This is a genomic window from Azospira oryzae (assembly GCF_004217225.1).
GTDB lineage: Bacteria > Pseudomonadota > Gammaproteobacteria > Burkholderiales > Rhodocyclaceae > Azospira > Azospira oryzae.
Window position 1 is genome coordinate 624131 of the sequence record NZ_SHKM01000002.1, and the last position, 23541, is coordinate 647671.

Here is a 23541-nt window from a genome sequence, read left to right on the forward strand (position 1 = left end):
GGGGCGGCCAGGGCCGTGTCTTTCAAAAGGTGAATTTTAACGTATTGCGGTGCATCAGGCAGAACCGGGTCCTGCCCGGACCGCCCTTCATGACGCCAGCAGTGCCAGTCCCTGGGCCACGACCCAGTAGCGGGCCAGCTTGCCGGCGGCCATGAACAGGGTGCAGGGCAGCCAGGGTAGCCGCAGCCAGCCGGCCGCCACACAGAGGGCGTCACCGACAAGGGGCGCCCAGGCCAGCAACAGGCTGGGGCTGCCAAAGCGGCGCACCTGGGCCAGGTGCGGCAGCCGGTGCAGGTTTCGCTCCGGCAGTAGGCGTCCGGCCCCATAAGACGTCAATCCGCCCAAAGTGTTCCCCAGGGTGGCCCAGAAAAGTGCGGCGGGCACTTCTGCCGGGTGGGTCAGGAGAAAGGCGGCAAGGGCGGCCTCCGAGCCGCCGGGCAGCAGGGTGGCAGCAAGAAAGCTGGCGATGAAAAGGCCGCCCAGGCCGGCGGCAGGATCGGCAAACCAGTCAGGCATCAGAAGGGGAAGGGGAAGAATGGCCGCGCACCGGTGTGGTGCTCAGCGCCCATTATCCCCCAGGGTGGAGGGATTCCCGTCGTCCTGAGCGGGATTTATGTCTGCGAAGGGGGGTGGGCTACCGCCAAATTCCATTTATTTAACGCTCCATAGACAAAAAAAATACCCCCGGCATGCCGCATGGATAAACGGTCTTTGCGTTTTATAAGACTTTAGTGATATGCAAAATGAATTGCTATCGTCATTCAGTGTTTGTATAACGCCATTGACGTGAACGTTAACCCGTTGCCCCCCTTACGTGAGTAATTCGGCTTGCCCATGTCCCTTTCCTGTACCGATTCCTCCTGCGGCAGTTCCTGTGAGGAGCGCCCTCTCCGGCTGGCGTTGCGTCCCATCGAGGCGGGGGACCGGGAGTTGCTGTTCCGCATCTATGCCTCCACCCGGGAAGCGGAGCGGCAGCTGCTCGACTGGGCCCCGGCCCAGTGGGAGGCATTCCTGCGGCAGCAATTCGGCTTTCAGCACGACCAGTACATGGTGGCCTACCAGAACCCGTCCTTTGATCTGGTGCTGCTGGAGGACGAGCCGGTCGGACGCCTGTATGTGGATCGCCGCGACGACGAGATCCGTGTCATCGATATCGCCCTACTGGAGGAATTCCGATGTCGGGGCATCGGCGGCCGGCTGCTGCGGACCCTGATAGCAGAGGCGGAGACAGGTGGCCGCTTCCTCGGGCTGCATGTGGAAAAAAACAATCCCGTCCTGAACTTCTACCGCCGTCTCGGCTTCCAGGAGGTGGTGGACCGGGGAGTCTATCTCTACATGACCAGGCTGCCCCAGCACCAGGGGGGGGCATCGTGAGTACCCCTCTGCTCGGCTTGGCCGACTACCAGGCGCTCCAGGGAGCGACGCTGGCCTTTTCCCCGGCGGATGGCGGCGAGCCCCTGTGGCTGCAGCTGGTGTCCGTGGCAGCGCTCCGCTCACCGACGATTGAAGGCTTTGTCCTGATGTTCTCGGGAGCCCCGGACCGGGTCCTGCCCCAGGGTACCCATCTGCTGGCCCATCCGTCCCAGGGCAACGTCCCCATTTTTCTCGGTCCCGTGATGGGCGGCGGGGCCGGGGAGGTTCGCTATCAGGCGGTCTTTTCCCGCCTGAGAACATCCGCCTGAGGAGAAACGATCGTGGAAGGCTATCTAGGAGAAATTCGCATGTTTGCCGGGGACTATGCCCCGCAAGGATGGGCCCTATGCAATGGGGCCACACTTCCGATATCCGGGAATGAAGCGTTGTTCTCCCTGTTGGGGACGACCTACGGCGGTAACGGCAGCAACAACTTTGCCTTGCCCGACCTGCGCGGCCGGGCACCCATGAGCACGGGTACCGGTGTGATTGCCGGCACGGGGCAGAGCCTGACGCCCAGAGCCCTGGGCAACTCGGTGGGGAGTGAGACGGTGGCCCTGAACCAGAACAACCTGCCGGCCCATACCCATCCCATGCCCGCCGGCGGCCCCGGGACCACTAACGCCCCGGCCGGCAAGCTGCCGGGAACCGCTGCCAGCAACCTCTACAGCCAGACGACGACTGCCGCCGCCAACATGAACCCGGCGATGGTCAGTCCCGCCGGCGGCGGCGGTCTGCCCCACAACAACATGATGCCCACCACCTGCATCAATTTCATCATCGCCCTCAGCGGCATCTACCCGACTGCGGGATAAGGAGACAACACCATGGATCCATTTCTCGGAGAAATCCGCCCCTTCGCCTTCGGCGTCATACCTCAGGGCTGGCATCTGTGCGACGGCACGGTCATGCAGATTCGGCAGAACAACGCCCTGTTTGCCCTGATCGGTGTTGCCTACGGCGGGGATGGCGTCAATACCTTCAATTTGCCGGACCTGCGTGGTCGCGTGCCCCTTTGCCAGGGCGTTGTGCCCAACGTGGGCACGTTTGTGGCTGGCAATGCGGGTGGCCTGGAAGCTGTAGCGCTGACCACCGCCCAGGTGCCGCCCCATAGCCACAGCGTCAGCTGCAGCACGGCGACTGCCACCACCAACAATCCGGCAGGCGCCCTCCCCGCCCTGGCGGCAGAGAACACCAATATCTATGCAGATGCCCCCGTTCCGGCTGCCTATATGGCTGCCGGCGTCATTGCAACGGCGGGCCAGAGCCTGGCGCACAACAACATGCAGCCGACCCTGGCTGTCAATTTCTGCATTGCCACCCAGGGCCTTTGGCCCACCAGAAGTTGAACATCCAAGGAGAACACCATGGCTGATCCGTACTACGGCGAAATCCGCGCCTTCGCCTTCAACTATCCTCCAGTGGACTGGGCCTTCTGCGATGGAACAGGCGTCAATGTCGTGCAGGCCCAGGTCCTTTTCTCCGTCATCGGCAACCTCTACGGCGGCAACAGCACGGTATTCAACCTGCCGAAGCTGCAGGGGCGGACCGTGATGGGCAGCGGTGTGGGACCGGGCCTGACGCCCCGCAGCGTACCCCAGGCCGTCGGCACCTACAGCGAGACACTCACCGTCGCTCAGGTGCCGGACCACACTCACTCGGTCGTGGCGGAGGGCGCCAATGCCAGCGCCCTTGCTCCCGCCGGCGCCTATCTGGCCAAGGGGGTCAAGGGTACGCCACCCCGGGTGACTGCCGTGAATACCTATGCCGGTTCTGCGCCCAATGCGGTGATGGTTTCCGCCCTGGCGCCGGTCGGTAGCAGCGGTCCCCACAGCAACCTGCAACCCTATTTGACGCTGAACTTCTGCATTTGCGTCAACGGTGCCGACTACCCCCTCCGTCCCTAATGTCATCAACTGGCAGAGCCATCCATGTATGGCTCTGCCCTTTCTGTACCCCGTTGCGATTACTGAAGCACTCTGGATATGCGTATGAAACCGAATTGCCTGAATCCCCTGTTTTCTTCCCTTGTTGCGGGACTCAGACTTTTCCGTGGGCTGTTGCTCCTGTTGCTGGCCCTGGCACTGCCTGCCTACGGCACGATCAATGGCGGTACCATCGATTTCGGGGCGGCAAACACCCACTCGACCTACTCCGATGTGAGTTCCGATTACAACGGCCTAAGGTTTACCGGTCAATGGCTGTATTACATCTACGATGACTTGAACACGGTGGCGACCAACCGCAGTGGGGATGCCATCACTTCGACCTCCACCGGCGGCGATGCCATCATCAAGTCGGCCAATGGTACCGATCGCTTCAACATTACCTCCGTCAAGATATTGGCCTATGGCGTGGGAATGACCAGTTTCACCTTTACCGGTTATCGCAACAGTGTCGCTGGGCCGACGGAAACGGTGAATGTCACTCCGGGCAACACCTTCGTACTCCATAACCTGAGCAACATGACCAATGTGGACGAGGTGAGGGTCACCAACAACTCGGCTACCGAACCGTTCAATTTCGCCTTCGACGACCTGACGGTTGCTGCCTATTCGGCTCCCCTGAGCCTGTCGCCCGCTTCCCTGACCAATCCCACGGTCGGCAGCACCTATAGCCAGACCATCAGCGCCAGCGGCGGCAACGGTACGTACAGTTACACGGTCACTGCCGGCAGTCTGCCGGCCGGCCTCAGCCTGAACGCCAGCACCGGGGCACTCACCGGTACGCCGACGGCGGGCGGTACATTCAACTTCACCATCACGGCCACCGACACGGCCAGCGCCACCGGCAGCAAGGCCTATTCGGTGACGGTGGCAGCACCCACCATCAGCTTCTCTCCCACCACCCTGACGGCCGGTACCGTCGGCAGCGCCTACAGCCAGAGCATCAGCGGCAGCGGCGGTACGGCCCCTTACGGCAGCTATATCGTTAAGACCGGAGCCCTGCCTGCCGGGTTGTCCCTGAGTTCCGGCGGGGTCGTCTCGGGCACACCGACGGCGGGCGGCACCTTTACCTTCACCGTGCAGGGGACGGACAGCAGTACCGGCACCGGTCCCTACTCCGCCACCAGCAGCACCATTTCCCTGACCATCGGTGCTCCCACCCTCTCGTTTACGCCGACCACCCTGACCGGCGGCACCGTGGGGGTGGCCTACAGCCAGTCGCTCAGCGGCAGCGGCGGTACTGCGCCCTATGGCAGCTTCACCCTGGCCAGCGGCAGCCTGCCGCCCGGCCTGAGCCTGGGCTCGGGTGGTACCGTCAGCGGCACGCCGACGGCAGCCGGCACCTACACCTTCACGGTCAGCGCCCAGGACTCCAGTACCGGCAGCGGGCCCTACAGCGGCACCAGCAGTACCATTTCCCTGACCATCGGCGCCCCAACCTTGTCCGTGTCGCCCGCGGCCGGGGCCCTGACGGCTGCCTCCCGGGGCAGTGCCTACAGCCAGACCTTCAGCACCAGCGGTGGCACCTCGCCCTACACCTACAGCATCACTGCCGGCAGCCTGCCGGCGGGCCTGACCCTGAGCAGCGGGGGCGTGCTCTCGGGCACCCCGACGGTGGAGGGCAACTTTTCCTTCACCGTCACCGCCACGGACAGCAGCGGCGGCACCCAGTACTCCACTAGCCAGGCCTATACCCTGACGGTCAATCCGCCCCTGCCGGTGGCCAATGCGGTGAGCGCCACGGTGGCCTACAACAGCAGCAACAACGCCATCACCCTCAACATCACCGGCGGCGCCGCCACCAGCGTGACGGTGGCCAGTGCCGCCAGCCACGGCACGGCCACGGCCAGCGGCACCAGCATCACCTATACCCCCACCGCCGGCTATTCGGGCAGCGACAGCTTCACCTATACGGCCACCAACGCCAGCGGCACCTCGGCACCGGCGACGGTGAGCATCACCGTCAACCCCCAGGCGCCGGTGGCCAATGCGGTGAGCGCCACGGTGGCCTACAACAGCAGCAACAACGCCATCACCCTCAATATCACCGGCGGCGCCGCCACCAGCGTGGCGGTGGCCAGTCCCGCCAGCCACGGCACGGCCACGGCCAGCGGTACCAGCATCACCTACACCCCCACTGCCGGCTATTCGGGCAGCGACAGCTTCACCTATACGGCCACCAATGCGACCGGCACCTCGGCGGCGGCGACGGTGACCATCACCGTCAATCCCCTGGCGCCGGTGGCCAATGCGGTGAGCGCCACGGTGGCCTACAACAGCAGCAACAACGCCATCACCCTCAACATCACCGGCGGTGTCGCCACCAGCGTGGCGGTGGCCAGCGGGGCCAGCCACGGCACGGCCACCGCCAGCGGCACCAGCATCACCTACACCCCCACTGCCGGCTATTCGGGCAGCGACAGCTTCACCTATACGGCCACCAATGCGACCGGCACTTCGGCGGCGGCGACGGTGAGCATCACCGTCAATCCCCAGGCGCCGGTGGCCAATGCGGTATCCCTCACCGTTTCCTACAACAGCGCGGCCAATCCGGTGACCCTCAACATCACCGGCGGTGCGGCTACCAGTGTGGCCGTGGCCGGTGCCGCCAGCCACGGCGTAGCCACGGCCAGCGGCACCAGCATCACCTATACGCCGACCAGCGGCTATTCGGGCAGCGACAGCTTCACCTATACGGCCACCAACGCCGGCGGCACCTCGGCGGCGGCGACGGTGAGCATCACCGTCAATCCCCAGGCACCGGTGGCCAATGCGGTATCGGTGACGGTGGCTTTCAACAGCAGCAACAACGCCATTCCCCTCAGCATCAGCGGCGGCGCCGCCACCAGCGTGGCGGTGGCCAGCGGGGCCAGCCATGGCACGGCCACGGCCAGCGGCACCAGCATCACCTATACGCCGACGGTGGGCTATACCGGCAGCGACAGCTTCACTTACACCGCCACCAACGCCACCGGTACTTCGGCGGCTGCCACCGTTACCATCACCGTTTCTGCCGCGGCACCGGTAGCCAATGCGGTGAGCGCCACGGTGGCCTTCAACAGCGGCGCCAATCCCATCGCCCTCAACATTACCGGCGGCGTCGCCACCAGCGTTTCCGTGGCAACGGCGGCGGCCCACGGCACGGCCACGGCCAGCGGCACCAGCATTACCTACACTCCCCATACCGGTTATTCGGGCAGCGACAGCTTCACCTACCGGGCCACCAATGCCACCGGCACTTCGGCACCGGCGACGGTGACCATCACCGTCAATCCTGCCGCTCCCGTGGCCGGGGCGGTGACGGTGACGGTGCCCATCAACAGCAGCAACAATCCCATTCCCCTCAATGTTTCGGGTGGCGCGGCCACCACGGTGACGGTGGTGACGGCCCCCGGCCACGGCACGGCCACTGCCAGCGGCGCCAGCATCACCTATACGCCGACGGCAGGCTATTCGGGCAGCGACAGCTTCACCTACACCGCCACCAACGCCACCGGCACTTCGGCTCCGGCGACGGTGACCATCAGCGTCATGACCCGGCCCGATCCGAGCAAGGACGCCAATGTGGTCGGCATCATCGGGGCCCAGGCGGAAGTGGCCAAGCGCTTCTCCCTGACCCAGATCAGCAACTTCCAGTCCCGCCTGGAAAACCTCCATGTGCGCCTGCGTCCGGAGCGTCCCCGGGGCTTCGACAGTCCCAATGCCCGGCGTCCGTCGGTGATGCCCGCCCTGGCTGCCGTGGGCAACAACAGCGGGCCGGCTGCCGGAAATATCGACCAGAACGGCGGTTTCGGCCTCGCAACAGGAACGGCGGTCACCAACCTCGGCAGTCGTGATGCGGCTACCGGCACCGGTGGTGTTGTGACGGCAGGTCCGGCTCCCGGCCAGGAGAGTGGCTTCAATCCCTTCGCCGCCTTGAGCACCCTGGGGCAGATGGCCAACAGCCACGGCCTGCCGACCCTGAACATTTCCAGCAAGGCCAGCAACTTCCAGGACACCGGCTTCGATGTGTGGAGTGCGGGCAATGTCTCCTTCGGCCGCCTGGACGATGCGGATGCCAAGTTCACCACTTCCGGCATTTCCTTCGGCACCGACAGCCGCTTCGGCGACAACCTGATCCTGGGCCTGGGCGTCGGCTTCGGCCATGAGCGGCAGAAGATCGGCAACGACGGCACCCGCAACGTGGGCGACGATTACTCGGTGATCGTCTATGGCAGCTACCAGCCCGTGCCCGGCACCTTCATCGACGGCCTCATCGGCATGGGACGGCTGGACCTGGAGTCGCGCCGCTACTCCGCTGCCGCCGGCGCCTTCGCCACCAGCCAGCGCACCGGCAAGCAGTGGTTCGCCTCCCTCAGCGCCGCCTACGAGTTCCAGCAGGATGCCCACATCCTGTCGCCCTACGGCCGCATCGACATCGCCTCCACCCGGCTCGATGCCGCGGTGGAAAGCGGTGCCGGCATCTACAACCTGGCCTACTTCTCCCAGAAGGCGCCGGTGACCAAGCTGTCCTTCGGCCTGCGGGGCGAGACCAGCGTCGAGCTGGAGAGCACCCTGGCCCGGCCCTATTTCCGGGTCGAGTACCAGCACGACTTCGAGAATCCGGAAGGGGCGCGCATGGCCTATGCGGACGACCTGTCCGGCCCCTCCTACCAGATCGCGGCGACCACCCTGAAGCGGGACACCATGGTCTTCGGCCTGGGCAGCGACTTCGTCTTCAAGAGTGCCTGGACCCTGGGCCTGCGCTACCAGTACAGCAATAATTCCGGGGCCATGACCATGCATACCCTGGGGCTGCAGATACGCAAATCCTTCTGACCCTGCGGGGCCGGGTGCAGCCTGCCCGGCCCCTGCCTGCCGGCCCCCGTCCCGGCGGGGGCTGTCGCCTTCCCTTCATGGACTTGCCCCCACCCGGGGGGTACACTGCCGTGCTTTACGCCCTCGGCATTCGACCTTCCCCATGCAGCACGACTATCTGACCAAAATCCTCAACGCCCGGGTCTATGAGGCCGCCGTTGAGACTCCCCTGGAACTGGCGCCCAATCTCTCCCACCGGCTCGGCAACCGCTTCTATTTCAAGCGCGAGGACATGCAGCCGGTGTTCTCCTTCAAGCTGCGCGGCGCCTACAACAAGATTGCCCACCTCACCCCGGCCCAGCTGCAGCGCGGCGTCATCTGCGCCTCCGCCGGCAACCACGCCCAGGGCGTGGCCCTTTCCGCCGCCAAGATCGGCTGCCGGGCGGTCATCGTCATGCCCACCACCACGCCCCAGATCAAGGTCCAGGCCGTGGCTTCCCGGGGCGGCGAGGTGGTGCTGGCCGGCGAGTCCTACGACGAGGCCTATGCCCATGCGGTGGAGCTGGAGAAGGCCGAGAAGCTGACTTTCGTGCACCCCTTCGACGACCCCTATGTCATCGCCGGCCAGGGCACCATCGGCATGGAAATTCTGCGCCAGCACGGCAAGCCGATCCACGCCGTGTTCGTGGCCATCGGCGGCGGCGGCCTGGCGGCCGGCGTGGCCGCCTACATCAAGGCGGTGCGGCCGGAGATCAAGGTCATCGGCGTGGAAACCTTTGACGCTGACGCCATGAAGCAGTCCATCGCCGCCGGCAAGCGGGTACGCCTGGACAACGTGGGCCTCTTCGCCGACGGCACGGCGGTGAAGTTCGTCGGCGAGGAGACCTTCCGGGTCTGCCGCGAATACCTGGACGACATCATCCTGGTGGATACGGACGCCATCTGCGCCGCCATCAAGGACGTTTTCGAGGACACCCGCTCCATCCTGGAGCCTTCCGGGGCCCTGGCCATCGCCGGCGCCAAGGAATACGCCAAGCAGCACAAACTGAAGGATAAGTCCCTGGTGGCCGTGGCCTCCGGCGCCAATACCAATTTTGACCGCCTGCGCTTCGTCGCCGAGCGGGCCGAGGTGGGCGAGCAGCGGGAGGCGGTGCTGGCCGTGACCCTGCCGGAGAAGCCCGGTGCCTACAAGCGCTTCGTCTCCCTCATCGGCAGCCGCAACATCACCGAATTCAACTACCGCTTCCACGAGGCGCGGGAAGCCCACGTCTTCGTCGGCGTGCAGGTGGCCAACCGGGCCGAATCCACCAAGCTAGTGGAGAGCCTGAAAAAGCACGGCTACGCCACCCTGGACCTGACCGACGACGAAATGGGCAAGCTGCACGTGCGCCACATGGTCGGCGGCCATGCGCCCCAGGTGCAGAACGAGCTGCTGTACCGCTTCGAATTCCCGGAACGGCCCGGCGCCCTGATGAACTTCCTCAACCGCATGAGCTCCGGCTGGAACATCAGCCTCTTCCACTACCGCAACCACGGCGCCGACTACGGCCGGGTGCTGGTGGGCATGCAGGTGCCGCCGGCGGAGATGGGCGAGTTCCAGACCTTCCTCCAGGAGCTGGGCTACCACCACTGGGACGAGACGGCCAACCCGGCCTACAAGCTCTTCCTCGGCTGAGGTCGCCGGGTTGGCGGCGCCGGAGGGGCGCCCCGTCCCCGCCTGTGCCATACTGAAAACCCGTCGACGCCCTCCGGATTTCCCTCCGCCCGTCCCCCGCCATGTTCTCCCGCCCCGGTACCGTCCTCGCCCGCTACCTGGCCCTGGCCTACGTCCTGCTGGTGATCTACGCCAGCCTGCACCCCTTCGCCGGCTGGCGCGACCTGGGCCTGTCCCCCTTCGCCTTCCTCGAGGCCGGCTGGCCCCGCTACTGGACGGCCTTCGACCTGGTGGTGAACGTGGGGGTGTACCTGCCCCTCGGCTTCCTCCTCGCCCTGGCCCTGCCCATGCCGGTCCTGCCGCGCCTGCTGCCCAGCCTGCTGGCGGTGCTGCTGGGCAGCGGCCTTTCCTTCGGCCTGGAGTCGGTGCAGACCTGGCTGCCCAGCCGGGTCCCCTCCAACCTGGACCTGGCCTGCAATGCCCTGGGGGCCCTGCTCGGCGCCCTGGCCGCCTTCTTCCACGGCGAGCGCCTGTTCCTGCGCCTGACCCACTGGCACGGCCGCCTGGTGGCGGATCTGCCCCATGCCGAACTGGGGGCGGTGCTGCTGGGCCTGTGGCTGGTGACCCAGCTGTCGCCGGAAACCCTGCTCTTCGGCAGCGGCGACCTGCGCAGCCTGCTGGGCCTGCCCCTGGCCGTGCCTTTCGATCCGCCCGTGTTCCAGCTGGTGGAGGCCCTCATCGTCGGCGCCTCGGTGGTGGCCCTGGGCCTCTTCGCCCGCACCCTGCTGGCGCCCCGCTGGCCGGCCTGGGTCGGCCCGCCCCTGCTGATCCTGGCGGCCCTGGGGGTGAAGTCCCTGGCTCTGGCGGTGCTGGTCAGTCCCGGCGACGCCTTCATCTGGTGGAGCGAGGGGGCGCGCCTGGGCCTGCTGTGGGGCGGCATCGTGCTGGCGGTGCTGGCCTGGCTGCCGCCCAACTGGCGCATCGTCCTCGCCGGCCTGGCCCTGATGGCGGCCACGGTGCTGGTGAACCTGGCGCCGGAGAATCCCTATTCCGCCGCCGCCCTGGCCGCCTGGCGCCAGGGGCACTTTTTCAATTTCAACGGTCTTACCCGTCTGACGGCCGCCCTGTGGCCCTTCGTCGCCCTGCCCTACCTGATGCTGCTGGGGCGGCGGCTATAATCCGATCCCGACGTTTTTCCCTACCGGACTGCCCCATGAGCTACTACCAACACCACGCCTTCATCTGCTGCAACCAGCGCCCCGACGGCGAAACCTGCTGCAACGCCCTGGGGGCCAGCGAGCTGATGGCCTACGCCAAGGACAAGGTGGCCGCCGCCAAGCGCAACGGTCCCGGCCAGGTGCGCATCAACAAGGCCGGCTGCCTGGGCCGCTGCGACAACGGCCCGGTGATGGTGATCTACCCGGAAGAGACCTGGTACACCTTCCTCGACAGGTCCGACATCGACGAGATCGTGGAGGAACACCTGCTCCACGGCCGCATCGTCGAGCGCCTGAAGATCTGACCATGCGCGTCGAACCCGAACTGCTGCTGCTCGACGGTCCTGCCGGCAAGATCGAGGTGATCCTGGAGAACCCGGGGGCGCCCAAGGGCATCGCCCTCATCGGCCATCCCCATCCCCTCTTCGGCGGCGCCAACACCAACAAGGTGGCCCAGACCCTGGCCCGCACCCTGGTGCAACTGGGCTATGCCGCCCTGCGCCCCAACTTCCGCGGCGTCGGCCAGAGCGAAGGCAGCCACGACGAGGGCCAGGGCGAGAGCGATGACATGCTGGCGGTGCTGGACTATGCGAAGGAGCGATTCGGCCACCTGCCCGTGGTGCTGGCCGGCTTCTCCTTCGGTGCCTACGTCCAGGCCAAGGTGGCCGCCCGCCTGGCCGAAGCCGGCCACCCGGCCCAGCGCCTGGTGCTGGTGGGCACCGCCTCCGGCCATGTGGAAGGGGCGCGCCAGTACAACACCAGCGCCGTGGCCCCGGACACCATCGTCATCCACGGCTCCAAGGACGAAACGGTGCCTTTGGAAAACGTGCTGGCCTGGGCCGAGCCCATGGATCTGCCGGTGGTGGTGGTGGCGGGGGCGGACCATTTCTTCCACCGCCGCCTGCACGTCTTGAAAGACATCATCACCCGCGCCTGGAAACACTGACCAACCGCTGCCGTGGCAGCCAGCAAGGACGGGCATCTCCGCCTTGCCTGGCCGGAGAACGGCATCCCTCCTGCCTTCCCGGGCAGGGCTCAAACAGAAATGGATAGGGCTCCTGTGCAACCTCTGATCGTCGAATCCCTGGTCAAGCGCTACGGCGATTTCACCGCCGTGGACGGCGTCTCCTTTGCCGTCGAGCCGGGCACCTGCTTCGGCCTGCTCGGGCCCAACGGCGCCGGCAAGACCACCACCCTGCGCTGCTGCCTCGGCCTCACGGCCCCGGAGTCCGGCGCGGTGCGGCTGAACGGCCTGCCCGTGCCGCAGGCGGCCAGGGAAGCCCGTCTGCGGACCGGCGTGGTGCCCCAGTTCGACAACCTGGACCCGGATTTCACGGTGGCCGAGAACCTGCTGGTGTACGGCCGCTACTTCGGCCTCAGCGACGCCACGGTGCTGGCCCGTATTCCCGAGCTGCTGGAATTCGCCGGCCTCGGCGGCAAGGAAAAGTCGCCCCTGAAAAGCCTCTCCGGCGGCATGAAGCGGCGCCTGACCCTGGCCCGGGCGTTGGTCAACGACCCGGACATCGTCTTCCTCGACGAGCCCACCACCGGCCTCGATCCCCAGGCCCGGCACCTCATCTGGGAGCGCCTCAAGGCCCTCACCGCCCGGGGCAAGACCCTCATCCTCACCACCCACTTCATGGACGAGGCGGAGCGCCTCTGCCACCAGCTGGCGGTGCTCGACCACGGCCGCCTGATCACCCAGGGCAGCCCCCGGGAGCTGATCGCCAGCCACATCGAGCCCCAGGTGGTGGAGGTCTACGGCGAAAACGCCCCGGCCTGGGCCGAGGGTCACGGCCATCTGGCGGATCGCTGCGAAATCTCCGGCGAGACGGCCTTCTTCTACTGCCGCGAGCCGGCGTCCCTGCTGGAGGCCCTGACCGCCGCCCCGGGCCTGCACTACGTGCACCGGGCGGCCAATCTGGAAGACGTCTTCATCAAGCTCACCGGCCGCGAACTGCGGGACTGAGGGCCGCCTCCGGCCCCCGGGAATTCCCGGGGGCTATGCAAAGCCGGGCTTCACGCTACAATCTCCCCACCCATGACCCGGGCATCGACCCGGGCGCCGGCAGCGGCCCAGGGCCAGCCCGCTGCCTGTCGTTCCCCATAAGGCCCGACCACCACCGCACGACCTCCCGTATTCCGACTGGCAGGGGCCCTCACGCCCACCGCCGGCGCCATCCTAGGAGGAGTGCCATGCACGACGACAACCAGGGCCTGGTGGAGGCCTTCATCCCCTTCATGCGCAGCGTCGCCCAGTGCGAAAAGCAGCTGGAGAACCTCAATTTCACCTGGGGCATGATCGAGGCCACGGCCAAGATGAACTGCCCGGCCGAGGCCAAGACCATCCTGCCGACCATGGGCGCCACCCGGGAAGGCTTCGGCCGCCTGGAGCGGCAGCTGATCGAGAACCTGGTGCAGGAGAACATCCGCAAGGTGGTGCTGGAGATCGGCTCCAAGGCCCAGGTGGCGGTGGACATCCTGATCCGCAACCTCTACGAGCGCACCGCCGACGTGGGTTTCCTGGCCACGGACGAGGACATCCGCGACTTCATCCGCCAGCGCAAGGAGGCGCCGGACCAGGAGACCCTGGAAGGGGAGAAGGCCCGCATCCTGCGCCGCCTGCAGGAGTACCGGGACAAATACACGGTGTACGACGAAATCCTGGTGCTGGACCTCAACGGCCGGGTCATCGCCCACCTGGACGGCGCCAGCCCCGTGCTCTTCTCCCAGGACCCCCTGCTGCAGCAGACCCTGCACACCGACGGCTATGTGGAGACCTTCCGCGCCAGCGACCTGCGCCCCGGTCTGGAGCGGGCCCTCATCTACTCCCAGCGAATCGACGACGGCGACAGCGGCGAGCCCCTGGGGGTGCTGTGCCTGTGCTTCCGCTTCGCCGACGAGACGGAGAGCATCTTCCGCAACCTGCGTCGCCGGGAGGACCGTTCGGTGATGCTGCTGCTGGACGCCCAGGGCACGGTGATCGCCTCCAGCGATGCCGACCACGTGCCCCTGGGCCGCCGCCTGGAGCAGGTGCGGGATGCGGATTACCGCATCGTCGATTGGGGCGGCCGCGAGTACCTGGCCAGGACCTGCCCCACCCGGGGCTACCAGGGCTACGTCGGGCCTGGCTGGGTGGGCCATGTCATGGTGCCGGTCAGCTCCGCCTTCCGCGCCGGCCTGGGCCAGGCAGCCGAGAGCCTGCCGGCGGAGGTGCTGGAGGGCGTGCTGGCCCATGCCGACACCTTCTGCCCGGCCCTGGCCGACATCGCCCGGGGCGCCGAGGGCATCAACCTTTCCCTGCGCCGGGTGGTGTGGAACGGCCAGATCATGGCTGCCGACAAGCGGGGTGACCTGCTCAAGCTCAAATCCGTGCTGCAGCAGATTTCCGAGACCGGCGACCGCACCAGCGACCTCTTCGCCCGCTCCATCGCCGACCTCTACCAGACCGCCATCTCCTCCAGCCTGCAGGACGTGCAGTTCATCTCCCGCCTGATGATCGACGTCATGGACCGCAACCTCTACGAGCGGGCCAACGACTGCCGCTGGTGGGCCCTCACCTCGGCCCTGCGCCGCAGCATGGCCGCCGGCCGTCCCGGCGAGGCGGAGGCCCAGGCCATGGCCGGCATCCTGGAATACATCAACAGCCTGTACACCGTCTATTCCCGGCTCTTCGTGTACGACCTTTCCGGCACCATCGTCGCCGCTTCCAACCTGCACGGCGACAGCCTCAACCTGGTGGGCAAGAAGGTGGATGCGGGCTGGGTCCAGTCCGTCTTCTACCTGCCCAGCACCCAGCATTACTGCGTCTCCCCCTTCGAGAAGAGCTGGCTCTACGGCGGCCGCCCCACCTACGTCTACAACGCCGCCATCCGCCATCCCGACGATCCGGCCAAGGTGGTGGGGGGCATCGGCATCGTCTTCGACGCAGCGCCCCAGTTCGCCGCCATGCTGGCCGATTCCCTGCCGCCCCAGGCCGGGGCCTTCGCCGTCTTCGCCGAGCGCAGCGGCCGCATCATCGCCTCCTCCGACGAACGCTTTCCGGCGGAAAGCCTGCTGGAGGTGGACAAGAGCCTCTTTTCCGCCGCCAACGGCGAGGGCCGCTCCCGGGTGGTGCAGCTGGCCGGGCGCACCTGGATCGTCGGCAGCACCGCCTCCTTCGGCTACCGGGAATTTAAGAATAGCGGCGACTACAGCAACGACGTGGTGGCCCTGGTGTTCGTTCCCGTGGGCGACGGCAGTGCCGCCGCGGCCCCCCGGGAGCGGCGCCCGGCGGTGCTGGAAGGCAGCTACGGCGACCTGCACGCCCGGGGCGGGCAGAGCGTGGAGCTGGCCACCTTCGTCGTCGGCGACAAGGTGTACGGCCTGCCGGCGGCCGAAGTGCTGGAGGCGGTGGACCCGGCCCGGCTTTCCCCCATGAGCGGCTCCCGCCGCTATCTTTGCGGCGTCATCAGCTTCCAGAGCGGTGGCGGCGACAGCGGCACCCTGGTGCCGGTGGTGGATATGCGCTTTCTTCTCAACTACCCGGCCAAGGAGGTGGACAACCACAGCCAGATCGTCGTGGTGCGGGTGCGGGACGGCCTCATGGGGCTGCTGGTGGACGATCTCTATGCCGTGCCCGAATTCGACGCCGAGCGCCTGGAGCCGATCCCGGAGATGATCCGCCAGGACGCCGGCTACGTGCAGGCCATCATCAAGCCGCGCCAGCCGGACAGGGAAAAAATCCTCCAGGTGCTGGACCCGGAGCGCATCTGCGGCGCAGCCCAGAGAAAGCCGGAGTCCGCCGCGGGCGGCGAGGCACCGCGCCCGGCGGCGCCCCTGCGGGCCATCGGCGGGCCCGGAGGCGGGCGCTGAAGGGGGAAGGGCAAGGGGGCAGGGAAAGGAGGCAAGCGCAGGGCTGCCGGGCAAAAATCCGACCCCGGACAGAGGCGCTTTACCTGGATCAAATCCAGCTGCCGTCGGCCTTGACCCTCCCCGGGCCGGCGGCCAGAATCCGCCCCCATTCGGCTTCCGCTTTCGGAACACGGTGCAACTCCGTGGCGGGCCCGCCGCTGTAATCGGGGACGGTCGTTCCACGGCGTGGTGCAGCTTTTCCACGCCACCCACTGCCGCAGAAAATGCGGCGGGAAGGGGGAACCCAGTAGCAGGACCGGTCGATCCGTAAGCCAGAAGACGGGCGGAAGTCGTGGAGTTCCAGGCAAAGGGCTCCGGCGGCATGTTTCTTTCGAGACAGGCCGCCGGAGCCCTTTTGCCTTTTTTTCATACCTTCGCGGGAGGACCCCATGAAAGCCACCACTCAAGTTACCAGCCAAGCCACCACTGCCCAGCAGGCCGCTGTCCAGCCCACCCAGGCCGCCGCCCCGGCCCCGGTCATCGCCAGTCGCAAGTCCTGCAACCCGGACGGCATCGGCCTCTCCCACTACGTCCTGATGGACCGGAAGGCGGCCAAGTGAACGGTCCGGCTCCCCATCTGCCCCGGCTGCAGCCCTACGACATCGGCCATGAGCGCTACGTGGCCCTGCTGCACCCGGAGACTGCCTTCTGGTCCCTGGTGGACAAGGACCGGGTGGAGGCGGAATTGTGCGGCAGCGAGCTGGCCGAGCGCTTCCAGGCCCAGGCGGCAAGGTTCGCCCAGGAAATCCACGCCCTGCGCTTCGAGCTGAAGCCCTCCGGCGTCTATGTGAACCCGACGGAACGCTGCAACCTGGACTGCACCTACTGCTACATCCCCGACACCCTGCGCCGCCACGGCAGCGACATGCCGGCGGAACGGCTGCTGGGGGCCCTGCAGCGGCTGAAGGAATACTTCGCCACGGTGATGGACGGCGGCGAGGGGGCGCGCAAGCCCCGCCTCATCTTCCACGGCGCCGAACCCCTGATGAACCGGGAGGCCCTGTTCGCCGCCATCGACCTGTTCCAGGACGACTTCGCCTTCGGCGTGCAGACCAACGGCACCCTGCTCACCGATGCCGCCGCCGACTTCCTCATGCAGCGCAACGTCAGCATCGGCCTTTCCCTGGACGGTCCCACCGCCCCCATCACCAACGCCACCCGCCACACCTGGGCCGGCCAGGGGGTGCACCAGCACGTGCTGCGGGCCATGGAGCGGCTCCAGGGCTACGGCTCCTGGAGCGTCATCACCACCTGCACCACGGAAAACCTGGCCCACCTGACGGACATGGTGGAGCTGTTCCACCGCCACCAGGTGCCCACCTGCATGCTCAACGCGGTGCGCTGCACCCTTTCCGGCGCCCGGGGGGTCAAGCCGGCGGACGGGGATTTCGCCCGGGCCTTCATTGCCGCCCTGGAGCGGACCCACGAGCTGTACCGGGAGACCGGGCGCAAGCTGGTGGTGGCCAATTTCGCCAACATCCTGCTGGCCATCCTGGCGCCCACGGCGCGGCGCCTGATGTGCGACATCTCCCCCTGCGGCGGCGGCCGGGCCTTCTTCGCCCTGGCGGCAGACGGTGGCCTCTTTCCCTGCAGCGAGTTCATCGGCCTGCCGGCCTTCGAGGGCGGCAACCTGTTTACCGACGGCGTGGCGGCAGCCCTGGAGTCGCCAGCCTTCAAGGAAGTCACCGGACGGGACGTGGATAAGTTCGAGCCCTGCGCTTCCTGCCCCATCCGCCACTTCTGCGGCAGTCCCTGCCCGGCGGAGGCCAACGAGATGAACGGCGGCATGGAGAAGACTGGTGCCTTCTGTCAGTTCTACGAGGAACAGGTGCGCTACGCCCTGCGCCTGATCGCCGATGGCAAGTCCGACGACTTCCTCTGGGACGGTTGGGACCAAGGCACGGAGACGGTTTTCAGCGCCTGCTGAGGCCAGTTTGCCCCCGGTCGGCGGCCCCGCCCCGACCGGGGTGCTTACCTTCCGGGCGCCAAGGCCGGATAATGGCGCCATGAATGCCGCCACTTCCTCCCCTTCCCTCTACGCGCCGCCCCGCCTTTCCGCCCGCTGGTTTCCCGTGTGGCAACGCAATTTCCTGGTCTGGCGCAAGCTGGCCCTGCCTTCCATCCTGGGCAACCTGGCCGACCCCCTGATCTACATGCTGGGCCTGGGCTACGGCCTCGGCAGCATGCTGCCGGAGGTGGCCGGCACCTCCTACGTGGCCTTCCTGGCCGCCGGCACGGTGTGCGCCAGCACCATGAACGCCGCCACCTTCGAAGCCCTCTATTCGGCCTTCTCCCGCATGCACGTGCAGAAGACCTGGGAGGCCATGCTCAACGCCCCCCTGGAGCTGGAGGACGTGATGCTGGGCGAGCTGATCTGGGCCGCCACCAAGAGCCTCCTTTCAGGCTGCGCCATCCTCACGGTGATCTTCGTCCTCGGTCTCTCCCATTCGCCCCTGGCCCTGGGAGTGCTGCCGGTGATCCTGCTCACCGGCCTGGCCTTTGCCGCCCTGGGCCTGATCGTCAATGCCCTGGCGCCCTCCTACGATTTCTTCATGTACTACTTCACCCTCTTCATCACCCCCACCATGCTGCTATCCGGCGTCTTCTTCCCCCGGGAACAGCTGCCGGTCCTGGTCCAGGGGCTGACCGAGGCACTGCCCCTGACCCACGCCGTGCAACTGGTGCGGCCCCTGCTGCAGGGCCAGGTGCCGGCCAATGCCCTGCTGCACGTGGCGGTGCTGCTGGCCATCACCGCCGTCGCCTTCCTCGTCGCCCTGGTGCTGACCCGGCGCCGCCTGTTGCGCTGAGATGGCGGCAGGCGCAGGCAGATCAAAACGCGAAACGCCGCTCTCGGCTAAGATGGCCCCATGACCACCTCCAAAAAAGCCAACCCGGTACTGCTGGTGCAGACCAATTGCCCGGACGGCGAAACCGCCGCCCGCCTCGCCGCCGCCCTGGTGGATGCCCGTCTGGCGGCCTGCGCCAACGTGCTGGCGCCCTGCGCCTCCATCTACCGCTGGCAGGGCAAGGTGGAGATGGCCACCGAGACGCCCCTGCAGCTGAAGACCGCCGCCGACCGCTTCCCCGAACTGCGGGCCCGCCTGCTGGAACTGCATCCCTACGACGTGCCGGAGATCGTTGCCTGGCCCGTGGCCGAAGGGCTGCCCGATTACCTCAACTGGGTCGTGACCGAGACCCGCCCCGAGTGACGCCGTGATTGCTTCCCTGATTTCCCCGTTGTGGCGCCGGCTGCTGCCGTGCCTGATCCTGCTGGGCCTGGCCCTGCCCGTGGTCGCCCAGGAATTTCTCGATCCCCTGGTGGCCTTCAAGCCCGAAGCCCGGGCCCTGGACGACAAGACCGTGGAGGTGCGCTACAGCATCGCCAAGGGCTATTACCTGTACCGGGACAAGTTCAGGTTCGCCGCCGAGGGCGCCACCCTGGGCACCCCCGTGTTCCCCGCCGGCAAGCAGAAGCACGATGACAACTTCGGCGACGTGGAGGTCTATTACAAGAGCGTGGCCATCCGCCTGCCGCTGAGCGCCAACCAGTCCGGCCCCATCACCCTCAAGGTGACGGCCCAGGGCTGCGCCGATGCCGGGGTCTGCTACCCGCCCCAGGAACAAAAGCTCAGCGTCACCCTGCCGGCGTCGGGCAGCGCCCCGGCCGCGGTGCCCGACGCCGCCGGCGACGAGAGCGGCCATATCGCCGGCCTGCTGCAGAACGCCGGCTTCTGGCTGGCCGTCTCCACCTTCTTCGGCTTCGGCCTGCTGCTGGCCCTGACGCCCTGCGTCTTCCCCATGATCCCCATCCTCTCCGGCATCATCGTTGGCCAGGGGCACCACGTTTCCCGCAGCAAGAGCTTCCTCCTCTCCCTGGCCTACGTGCTGGGCATGGCGGTGACCTACGCCGCCCTGGGGGTGGCCGCCGGCCTCACCGGCACCCTGCTCTCCGCCGCCCTGCAGAATCCCTGGGTGCTGGGCGCCTTCGCCGCCGTCTTCGTGGTGCTGTCCTTCTCCATGTTCGGCTTCTACGAGCTGCAGCTGCCCAGCTTCCTGCAGAGCAAGCTGTCGGAAGAGGCCAGCCACCTGCACGGCGGCCACCTGGCGGCGGTGTTCGCCATGGGGGCCCTGTCGGCGGTGATCGTCGGCCCCTGCGTCGCCGCCCCCCTGGCCGGGGCCCTGCTTTACATCGGCCAGAGCGGCGATGCGGTGCTGGGCGGCGCCGCCCTTTTCGCCATGGCCCTGGGCATGGGCGTGCCCCTGCTGCTGGTGGGCCTCTCCGCCACCACCCTGCTGCCCCGGTCCGGACCCTGGATGGAAGCGGTGAAGAAGGCCTTCGGCGTCATCCTCCTCGGCACCGCCCTGTGGCTGGTGTCGCCGGTGCTGCCGGCGGCCCTGGTTATGGCCGGCTGGGCCCTGCTGCTGATCGTGCCGGCCGTCTTCATGCACGCCCTGGACCCCCTGCCGGCCACGGCCAAGGGCTGGCAGCGCTTCTGGAAGGGCATCGGCATCGTCATGCTGCTGGCCGGCGCCGCCCTGGTGGTGGGCCTGGCGGCCGGCTCCCGGGACCCCCTGCAGCCCCTCAAGGGCGTGGTGGCGGCCAATGCGGCGGCGGGCGGTGGGGCCGAGGCTCCCGCCCTGCCCTTCGTCCGGGTAAAATCCGTGGCCGATCTGGAAGCCCGGGTCAAGGCGGCGGGCAAGCCGGTGATGCTGGATTTCTATGCGGACTGGTGCGTCTCCTGCAAGGAAATGGAGCGCTTCACCTTCGCCGACCCCAAGGTCCGGGCCAAGCTGGCCGGCTTCACCCTGCTGCAGGCCGACGTCACCGCCAACAGCGAGGACGACAAGGCCCTGCTGCAGCGCTTCAAGCTGTTCGGCCCGCCCGGCATCATCTTCTTCGATGCCGCCGGCCAGGAAATCGCCGGCCTGCGGGTGGTGGGTTTCCAGGAGGCCGCCCCGTTCCTCCAGGTCCTGCAGCGGGTGGCCCCGGGCGCCTGATTGGTGAATCGGGTTGATCTTTTTGCCCGATATTTTTCGCTTTTGGCCCGGCCCCGTCTGGCCTAATATGGCATGACCCCATGGGGAGTTGCCTACCGCCGCGGTGGGCCTGCCCAGAGAACAGCTCAATAAAATTCAACTTATAACAACATGACATCCACCCCTTCCCTGCCGGCCGTGGCCCTGGTGGCCAGCTGCGAACTGCCCACGCCCTGGGCCGTCTTCCGCCTGCACGGCTTCCAGGAAACCGCTTCCGGCAAGGAGCATCTGGCCCTGACCCTGGGCCAGGTGGGCGACGGCGTGCCGGCCCTGACCCGCCTCCATTCCGAATGCCTCACCGGCGACGGCCTCTTTTCCCTGCGTTGCGACTGCGGTCCCCAGCTGGAGGCGGCCCTGGCGGCCATCGCCAAGGAGGGCCGGGGCGTGCTGCTGTACCTGCGTCAGGAAGGCCGGGGCATCGGCCTGCTGGACAAGCTGCGGGCCTACGCCCTGCAGGACCAGGGCCTGGACACGGTGGACGCCAACCGGGCCCTGGGCCTGCCCGACGACGCCCGGGACTACGGCGTCGCCGCCGCCATGCTCAACACCCTGGGGGTGCCGGCGGTGCGCCTGATGACCAACAATCCGGCCAAGGTATCGGCCCTCACCGCCCGGGGCGTCAATGTGACCGAGCGGGTGCCCCATGTGGCCGGCCGCGGCCCGCGCAACCAGGACTACCTGGAAACCAAGGCGGCCCGCATGGGCCACCTGCTGCCCTGGCTGGAACAGGACTAGGTTCCCTTGCCGGCGGCCGTGGCCGCCGTCCTGCCCCGGGGCGGTCCCCATCCGGAGCCCCCCGGTGCGGCGTGATAAAATCCCCTTCCCCAACCCCAAAATTCCGAGATAAATCCATGTTTTCCGGTATCGTCGCGGCCGTCGGTCGCATCACCCATCTGACCGCCCGTGAGGCCGGCTTCCGGCTGACCGTGGAGCCCGGCGGCCTGGACATGACGGACGTGGCCCTGGGCGATTCCATCGCCCACAACGGCGTCTGCCTCACCGTGGTGGAAAAGACCCCCAGCCACTACTGCGTGGATGTTTCCCCCGAGACCCTCTCCTGTACCGTGGGCCTGGCCGAGCCCGGCCCGGTGAACCTGGAGAAGGCCCTGTGCCTGGCGGACCGCCTCGGCGGCCACCTGGTCTCCGGCCATGTGGACGGGGTCGGCACCGTGACCCGCTTCGACCTCATCGGCGAAGGCAAGGAAGCCAACCGCCTGCTGCAGATCGAAGCGCCGGCCGAACTGGCCAAGTACATCGCGCGCAAGGGCTCCATGACCGTGGACGGCGTCAGTCTCACCACCAACACGGTCAGCGGCAGCACCTTCAGCATCAACCTCATCGCCCACACCCTGGAAGTCACCACCCTGAACCGCCTGCACGTGGGCGCCAAGGTGAACCTGGAGGTGGACCTCATCGCCCGCTACGTCGAGCGCATGCTCAATCCGGAAGCCTGAACGCCATGAATGCCGCTACTGCCAGTGCCATCTCCCCGATCCAGGACATCATCGCCGACATCCGCGCCGGCAAGATGGTCATCCTGGTGGACGAGGAGGACCGGGAAAACGAAGGCGACGTCATCATCGCCTCCGACTTCATCACCCCCGAAGCCATCAACTTCATGGTCACCCACTGCCGTGGCCTGGTCTGCCTCACCATCACCGAGGAACGCTCCCGCCAGCTGGGCCTGACCCAGATGGCCCGGGACAACAAGACCCCCTACGGCACCGCCTTCACCGTCTCCATCGAGGCCGCCGAAGGCGTCACCACCGGCATTTCGGCCCACGACCGGGCCCGCACCGTGCAGGCCGCCGTGGCCAAGAACGCCGGTCCCGACGACATCGTCCAGCCCGGCCACATCTTCCCCATCACCGCCAAGCCCGGCGGCGTGCTGGTGCGCGCCGGCCACACCGAGGCCGGCTGCGACCTGGGCGCCCTGGCCGGCCTGGAGCCGTCCTCCGTCATCTGCGAGATCCTCAAGGAAGACGGCACCATGGCCCGCCTGCCGGACCTGATCGAATTCGCCAAGCTGCACGGCCTCAAGATCGGCACCATCGCCGACCTGATCCACTACCGCAGCGAACACGAAACCCTGGTGGAGCCCCTGCGCGTCAAGACCGTGCAGACCCCCCACGGCGAGTTCCAGCTGCACGCTTTCCACGACCGGGTGGCCGACGAGGTGCACCTGGCCCTGGTCAAGGGCGAGATCAAGGCCGATCAGGAAACCCTGGTGCGGGTCCATGAGCCCGTCTCCGTGCTCGACTTCCTCGACCCTGCCGGCGGCGTGCATACCGTCTCCATCGACCAGGCCCAGCAGGCCCTGGCCAAGCACGGCAGCGGCGTCATCGTGCTGCTGCACCGGCCCCAGAGCGGCAGCGACCTGCGCGCCGCCCTGTGCCCGGAAAAGGCCGCCGCCCCGGCGCCGAAGAAGTGGGATCCGCGCATCTACGGCATCGGCGCCCAGATCCTGCGCCAGCTGGGCGTGCGCAAGATGAAGCTGCTCTCCAGCCCGCGCCGCATGCCTTCCATGACCGGCTTCGGCCTCGAAGTCACCGGTTTCGTCACCGACATTGAAAAGCCCTGAGAC

At 67.3% G+C, this 23541-nt stretch carries 21 protein-coding genes, 1 pseudogene and 1 riboswitch; of the genes and pseudogenes, 21 read left to right on the forward strand and 1 reads right to left on the reverse strand.

What is annotated here, in order from left to right:
* Window positions 1-87: 87 nt before the first annotated feature.
* Window positions 88-516 carry a YqaA family protein gene (locus EV678_RS11935; protein WP_130459682.1) on the reverse strand — a complete coding sequence of 143 codons (429 nt, stop codon included), beginning with the start codon at window positions 514-516 and terminating at the stop codon, window positions 88-90.
* 318 nt (window positions 517-834) lie between these two features.
* Here EV678_RS11935 and EV678_RS11940 point away from each other — a divergent pair, with 318 nt between their 5' ends.
* The 21 genes and pseudogenes from EV678_RS11940 (at window position 835) to ribBA (ending at window position 23538) form a co-directional block, all read left to right on the forward strand.
* A complete protein-coding gene (locus EV678_RS11940) occupies window positions 835-1374 on the forward strand; it encodes a GNAT family N-acetyltransferase (RefSeq protein WP_130459683.1) in 540 nt (179 codons plus the stop codon).
* Entirely contained in the window at window positions 1371-1682 is a 312-nt protein-coding gene (locus EV678_RS11945) for a DUF6916 family protein (protein ID WP_014235843.1), read from the forward strand. The genes EV678_RS11940 and EV678_RS11945 overlap by 4 nt, the downstream gene beginning before the upstream one ends.
* 39 nt (window positions 1683-1721) lie before the next feature.
* A pseudogene (locus EV678_RS16600) lies at window positions 1722-1868 on the forward strand (phage tail protein); the annotation flags it as partial.
* A gap of 12 nt (window positions 1869-1880) precedes the next feature.
* Window positions 1881-2228, forward strand: coding sequence for a phage tail protein (locus EV678_RS11950; protein ID WP_235832458.1), 348 nt, complete (start codon window positions 1881-1883; stop codon window positions 2226-2228).
* A 12-nt stretch (window positions 2229-2240) separates the two neighbouring features.
* Window positions 2241-2762, forward strand: coding sequence for a phage tail protein (locus tag EV678_RS11955; RefSeq protein WP_014235841.1), 522 nt, complete (start codon window positions 2241-2243; stop codon window positions 2760-2762).
* Between the two features lie 18 nt (window positions 2763-2780).
* Window positions 2781-3320 carry a phage tail protein gene (locus EV678_RS11960; protein ID WP_130459685.1) on the forward strand — a complete coding sequence of 180 codons (540 nt, stop codon included), beginning with the start codon at window positions 2781-2783 and terminating at the stop codon, window positions 3318-3320.
* Window positions 3321-3473: 153 nt separating this feature from the next.
* Window positions 3474-8177, forward strand: a complete 4704-nt coding sequence (locus EV678_RS11965) for an Ig-like domain-containing protein (RefSeq protein WP_165397511.1) — start codon at window positions 3474-3476, stop codon at window positions 8175-8177.
* Between the two features lie 142 nt (window positions 8178-8319).
* A complete protein-coding gene (gene ilvA / locus EV678_RS11970) occupies window positions 8320-9831 on the forward strand; it encodes a threonine ammonia-lyase, biosynthetic (RefSeq protein ID WP_130459687.1) in 1512 nt (503 codons plus the stop codon).
* Window positions 9832-9932: 101 nt separating this feature from the next.
* Window positions 9933-10988: a VanZ family protein gene (locus EV678_RS11975; RefSeq protein ID WP_014235837.1), complete on the forward strand. Its 1056-nt coding sequence runs from the start codon at window positions 9933-9935 to the stop codon at window positions 10986-10988.
* Window positions 10989-11023: 35 nt separating this feature from the next.
* Complete coding sequence (locus tag EV678_RS11980; protein ID WP_014235836.1) at window positions 11024-11332, forward strand: (2Fe-2S) ferredoxin domain-containing protein; 309 nt, start codon at window positions 11024-11026, stop codon at window positions 11330-11332.
* A 2-nt stretch (window positions 11333-11334) separates the two neighbouring features.
* The gene (locus tag EV678_RS11985; protein ID WP_014235835.1) at window positions 11335-11973 is read left to right on the forward strand and encodes an alpha/beta hydrolase; all 639 of its coding nucleotides are present in this window, start codon (window positions 11335-11337) and stop codon (window positions 11971-11973) included.
* 114 nt (window positions 11974-12087) lie between these two features.
* Complete coding sequence (locus EV678_RS11990; RefSeq protein WP_232058791.1) at window positions 12088-12996, forward strand: ATP-binding cassette domain-containing protein; 909 nt, start codon at window positions 12088-12090, stop codon at window positions 12994-12996.
* Window positions 12997-13223: 227 nt separating this feature from the next.
* Window positions 13224-15881 (forward strand): chemotaxis protein CheW, encoded by a 2658-nt coding sequence (locus EV678_RS11995; RefSeq protein ID WP_165397512.1) that lies wholly within the window; start codon window positions 13224-13226, stop codon window positions 15879-15881.
* Between the two features lie 140 nt (window positions 15882-16021).
* A riboswitch (cobalamin riboswitch) is annotated at window positions 16022-16222 on the forward strand.
* Window positions 16223-16309: 87 nt separating this feature from the next.
* Window positions 16310-16480, forward strand: a complete 171-nt coding sequence (gene cbpA / locus EV678_RS12000; RefSeq protein WP_130459689.1) for a modified peptide precursor CbpA — start codon at window positions 16310-16312, stop codon at window positions 16478-16480.
* Window positions 16477-17847: a peptide-modifying radical SAM enzyme CbpB gene (cbpB, locus tag EV678_RS12005; RefSeq protein WP_130459690.1), complete on the forward strand. Its 1371-nt coding sequence runs from the start codon at window positions 16477-16479 to the stop codon at window positions 17845-17847. The genes cbpA and cbpB overlap by 4 nt, the downstream gene beginning before the upstream one ends.
* Window positions 17848-17926: 79 nt before the next feature.
* Window positions 17927-18727 (forward strand): ABC transporter permease, encoded by an 801-nt coding sequence (locus tag EV678_RS12010; RefSeq protein ID WP_014235830.1) that lies wholly within the window; start codon window positions 17927-17929, stop codon window positions 18725-18727.
* A gap of 60 nt (window positions 18728-18787) precedes the next feature.
* Complete coding sequence (cutA, locus tag EV678_RS12015) at window positions 18788-19129, forward strand: divalent-cation tolerance protein CutA (protein WP_014235829.1); 342 nt, start codon at window positions 18788-18790, stop codon at window positions 19127-19129.
* Between the two features lie 4 nt (window positions 19130-19133).
* Window positions 19134-20918, forward strand: a complete 1785-nt coding sequence (locus tag EV678_RS12020; protein ID WP_130459691.1) for a protein-disulfide reductase DsbD — start codon at window positions 19134-19136, stop codon at window positions 20916-20918.
* 150 nt (window positions 20919-21068) lie between these two features.
* Window positions 21069-21692, forward strand: a complete 624-nt coding sequence (ribA, locus tag EV678_RS12025) for a GTP cyclohydrolase II (RefSeq protein WP_014235827.1) — start codon at window positions 21069-21071, stop codon at window positions 21690-21692.
* A gap of 116 nt (window positions 21693-21808) precedes the next feature.
* Complete coding sequence (locus EV678_RS12030; RefSeq protein WP_014235826.1) at window positions 21809-22411, forward strand: riboflavin synthase; 603 nt, start codon at window positions 21809-21811, stop codon at window positions 22409-22411.
* Between the two features lie 5 nt (window positions 22412-22416).
* Window positions 22417-23538: a bifunctional 3,4-dihydroxy-2-butanone-4-phosphate synthase/GTP cyclohydrolase II gene (gene ribBA / locus EV678_RS12035; protein ID WP_014235825.1), complete on the forward strand. Its 1122-nt coding sequence runs from the start codon at window positions 22417-22419 to the stop codon at window positions 23536-23538.
* Window positions 23539-23541: the final 3 nt, after the last annotated feature.

What these genes read in the sequence shown, in the direction of transcription:
- EV678_RS11935 (WP_130459682.1), bottom strand. Translation starts at nt 516, where the DNA reads ATGCCTGACTGGTTTGCCGATCCTGCCGCCGGCCTGGGCGGCCTTTTC.
- EV678_RS11940 (WP_130459683.1), top strand. Translation starts at nt 835, where the DNA reads ATGTCCCTTTCCTGTACCGATTCCTCCTGCGGCAGTTCCTGTGAGGAG.
- EV678_RS11950 (WP_235832458.1), top strand. Translation starts at nt 1,881, where the DNA reads ATGAGCACGGGTACCGGTGTGATTGCCGGCACGGGGCAGAGCCTGACG.
- EV678_RS11955 (WP_014235841.1), top strand. Translation starts at nt 2,241, where the DNA reads ATGGATCCATTTCTCGGAGAAATCCGCCCCTTCGCCTTCGGCGTCATA.
- EV678_RS11960 (WP_130459685.1), top strand. Translation starts at nt 2,781, where the DNA reads ATGGCTGATCCGTACTACGGCGAAATCCGCGCCTTCGCCTTCAACTAT.
- ilvA (WP_130459687.1), top strand. Translation starts at nt 8,320, where the DNA reads ATGCAGCACGACTATCTGACCAAAATCCTCAACGCCCGGGTCTATGAG.
- EV678_RS11975 (WP_014235837.1), top strand. Translation starts at nt 9,933, where the DNA reads ATGTTCTCCCGCCCCGGTACCGTCCTCGCCCGCTACCTGGCCCTGGCC.
- EV678_RS11980 (WP_014235836.1), top strand. Translation starts at nt 11,024, where the DNA reads ATGAGCTACTACCAACACCACGCCTTCATCTGCTGCAACCAGCGCCCC.
- EV678_RS11985 (WP_014235835.1), top strand. Translation starts at nt 11,335, where the DNA reads ATGCGCGTCGAACCCGAACTGCTGCTGCTCGACGGTCCTGCCGGCAAG.
- EV678_RS11995 (WP_165397512.1), top strand. Translation starts at nt 13,224, where the DNA reads ATGCACGACGACAACCAGGGCCTGGTGGAGGCCTTCATCCCCTTCATG.
- cbpA (WP_130459689.1), top strand. Translation starts at nt 16,310, where the DNA reads ATGAAAGCCACCACTCAAGTTACCAGCCAAGCCACCACTGCCCAGCAG.
- EV678_RS12010 (WP_014235830.1), top strand. Translation starts at nt 17,927, where the DNA reads ATGAATGCCGCCACTTCCTCCCCTTCCCTCTACGCGCCGCCCCGCCTT.
- cutA (WP_014235829.1), top strand. Translation starts at nt 18,788, where the DNA reads ATGACCACCTCCAAAAAAGCCAACCCGGTACTGCTGGTGCAGACCAAT.
- ribA (WP_014235827.1), top strand. Translation starts at nt 21,069, where the DNA reads ATGACATCCACCCCTTCCCTGCCGGCCGTGGCCCTGGTGGCCAGCTGC.
- EV678_RS12030 (WP_014235826.1), top strand. Translation starts at nt 21,809, where the DNA reads ATGTTTTCCGGTATCGTCGCGGCCGTCGGTCGCATCACCCATCTGACC.
- ribBA (WP_014235825.1), top strand. Translation starts at nt 22,417, where the DNA reads ATGAATGCCGCTACTGCCAGTGCCATCTCCCCGATCCAGGACATCATC.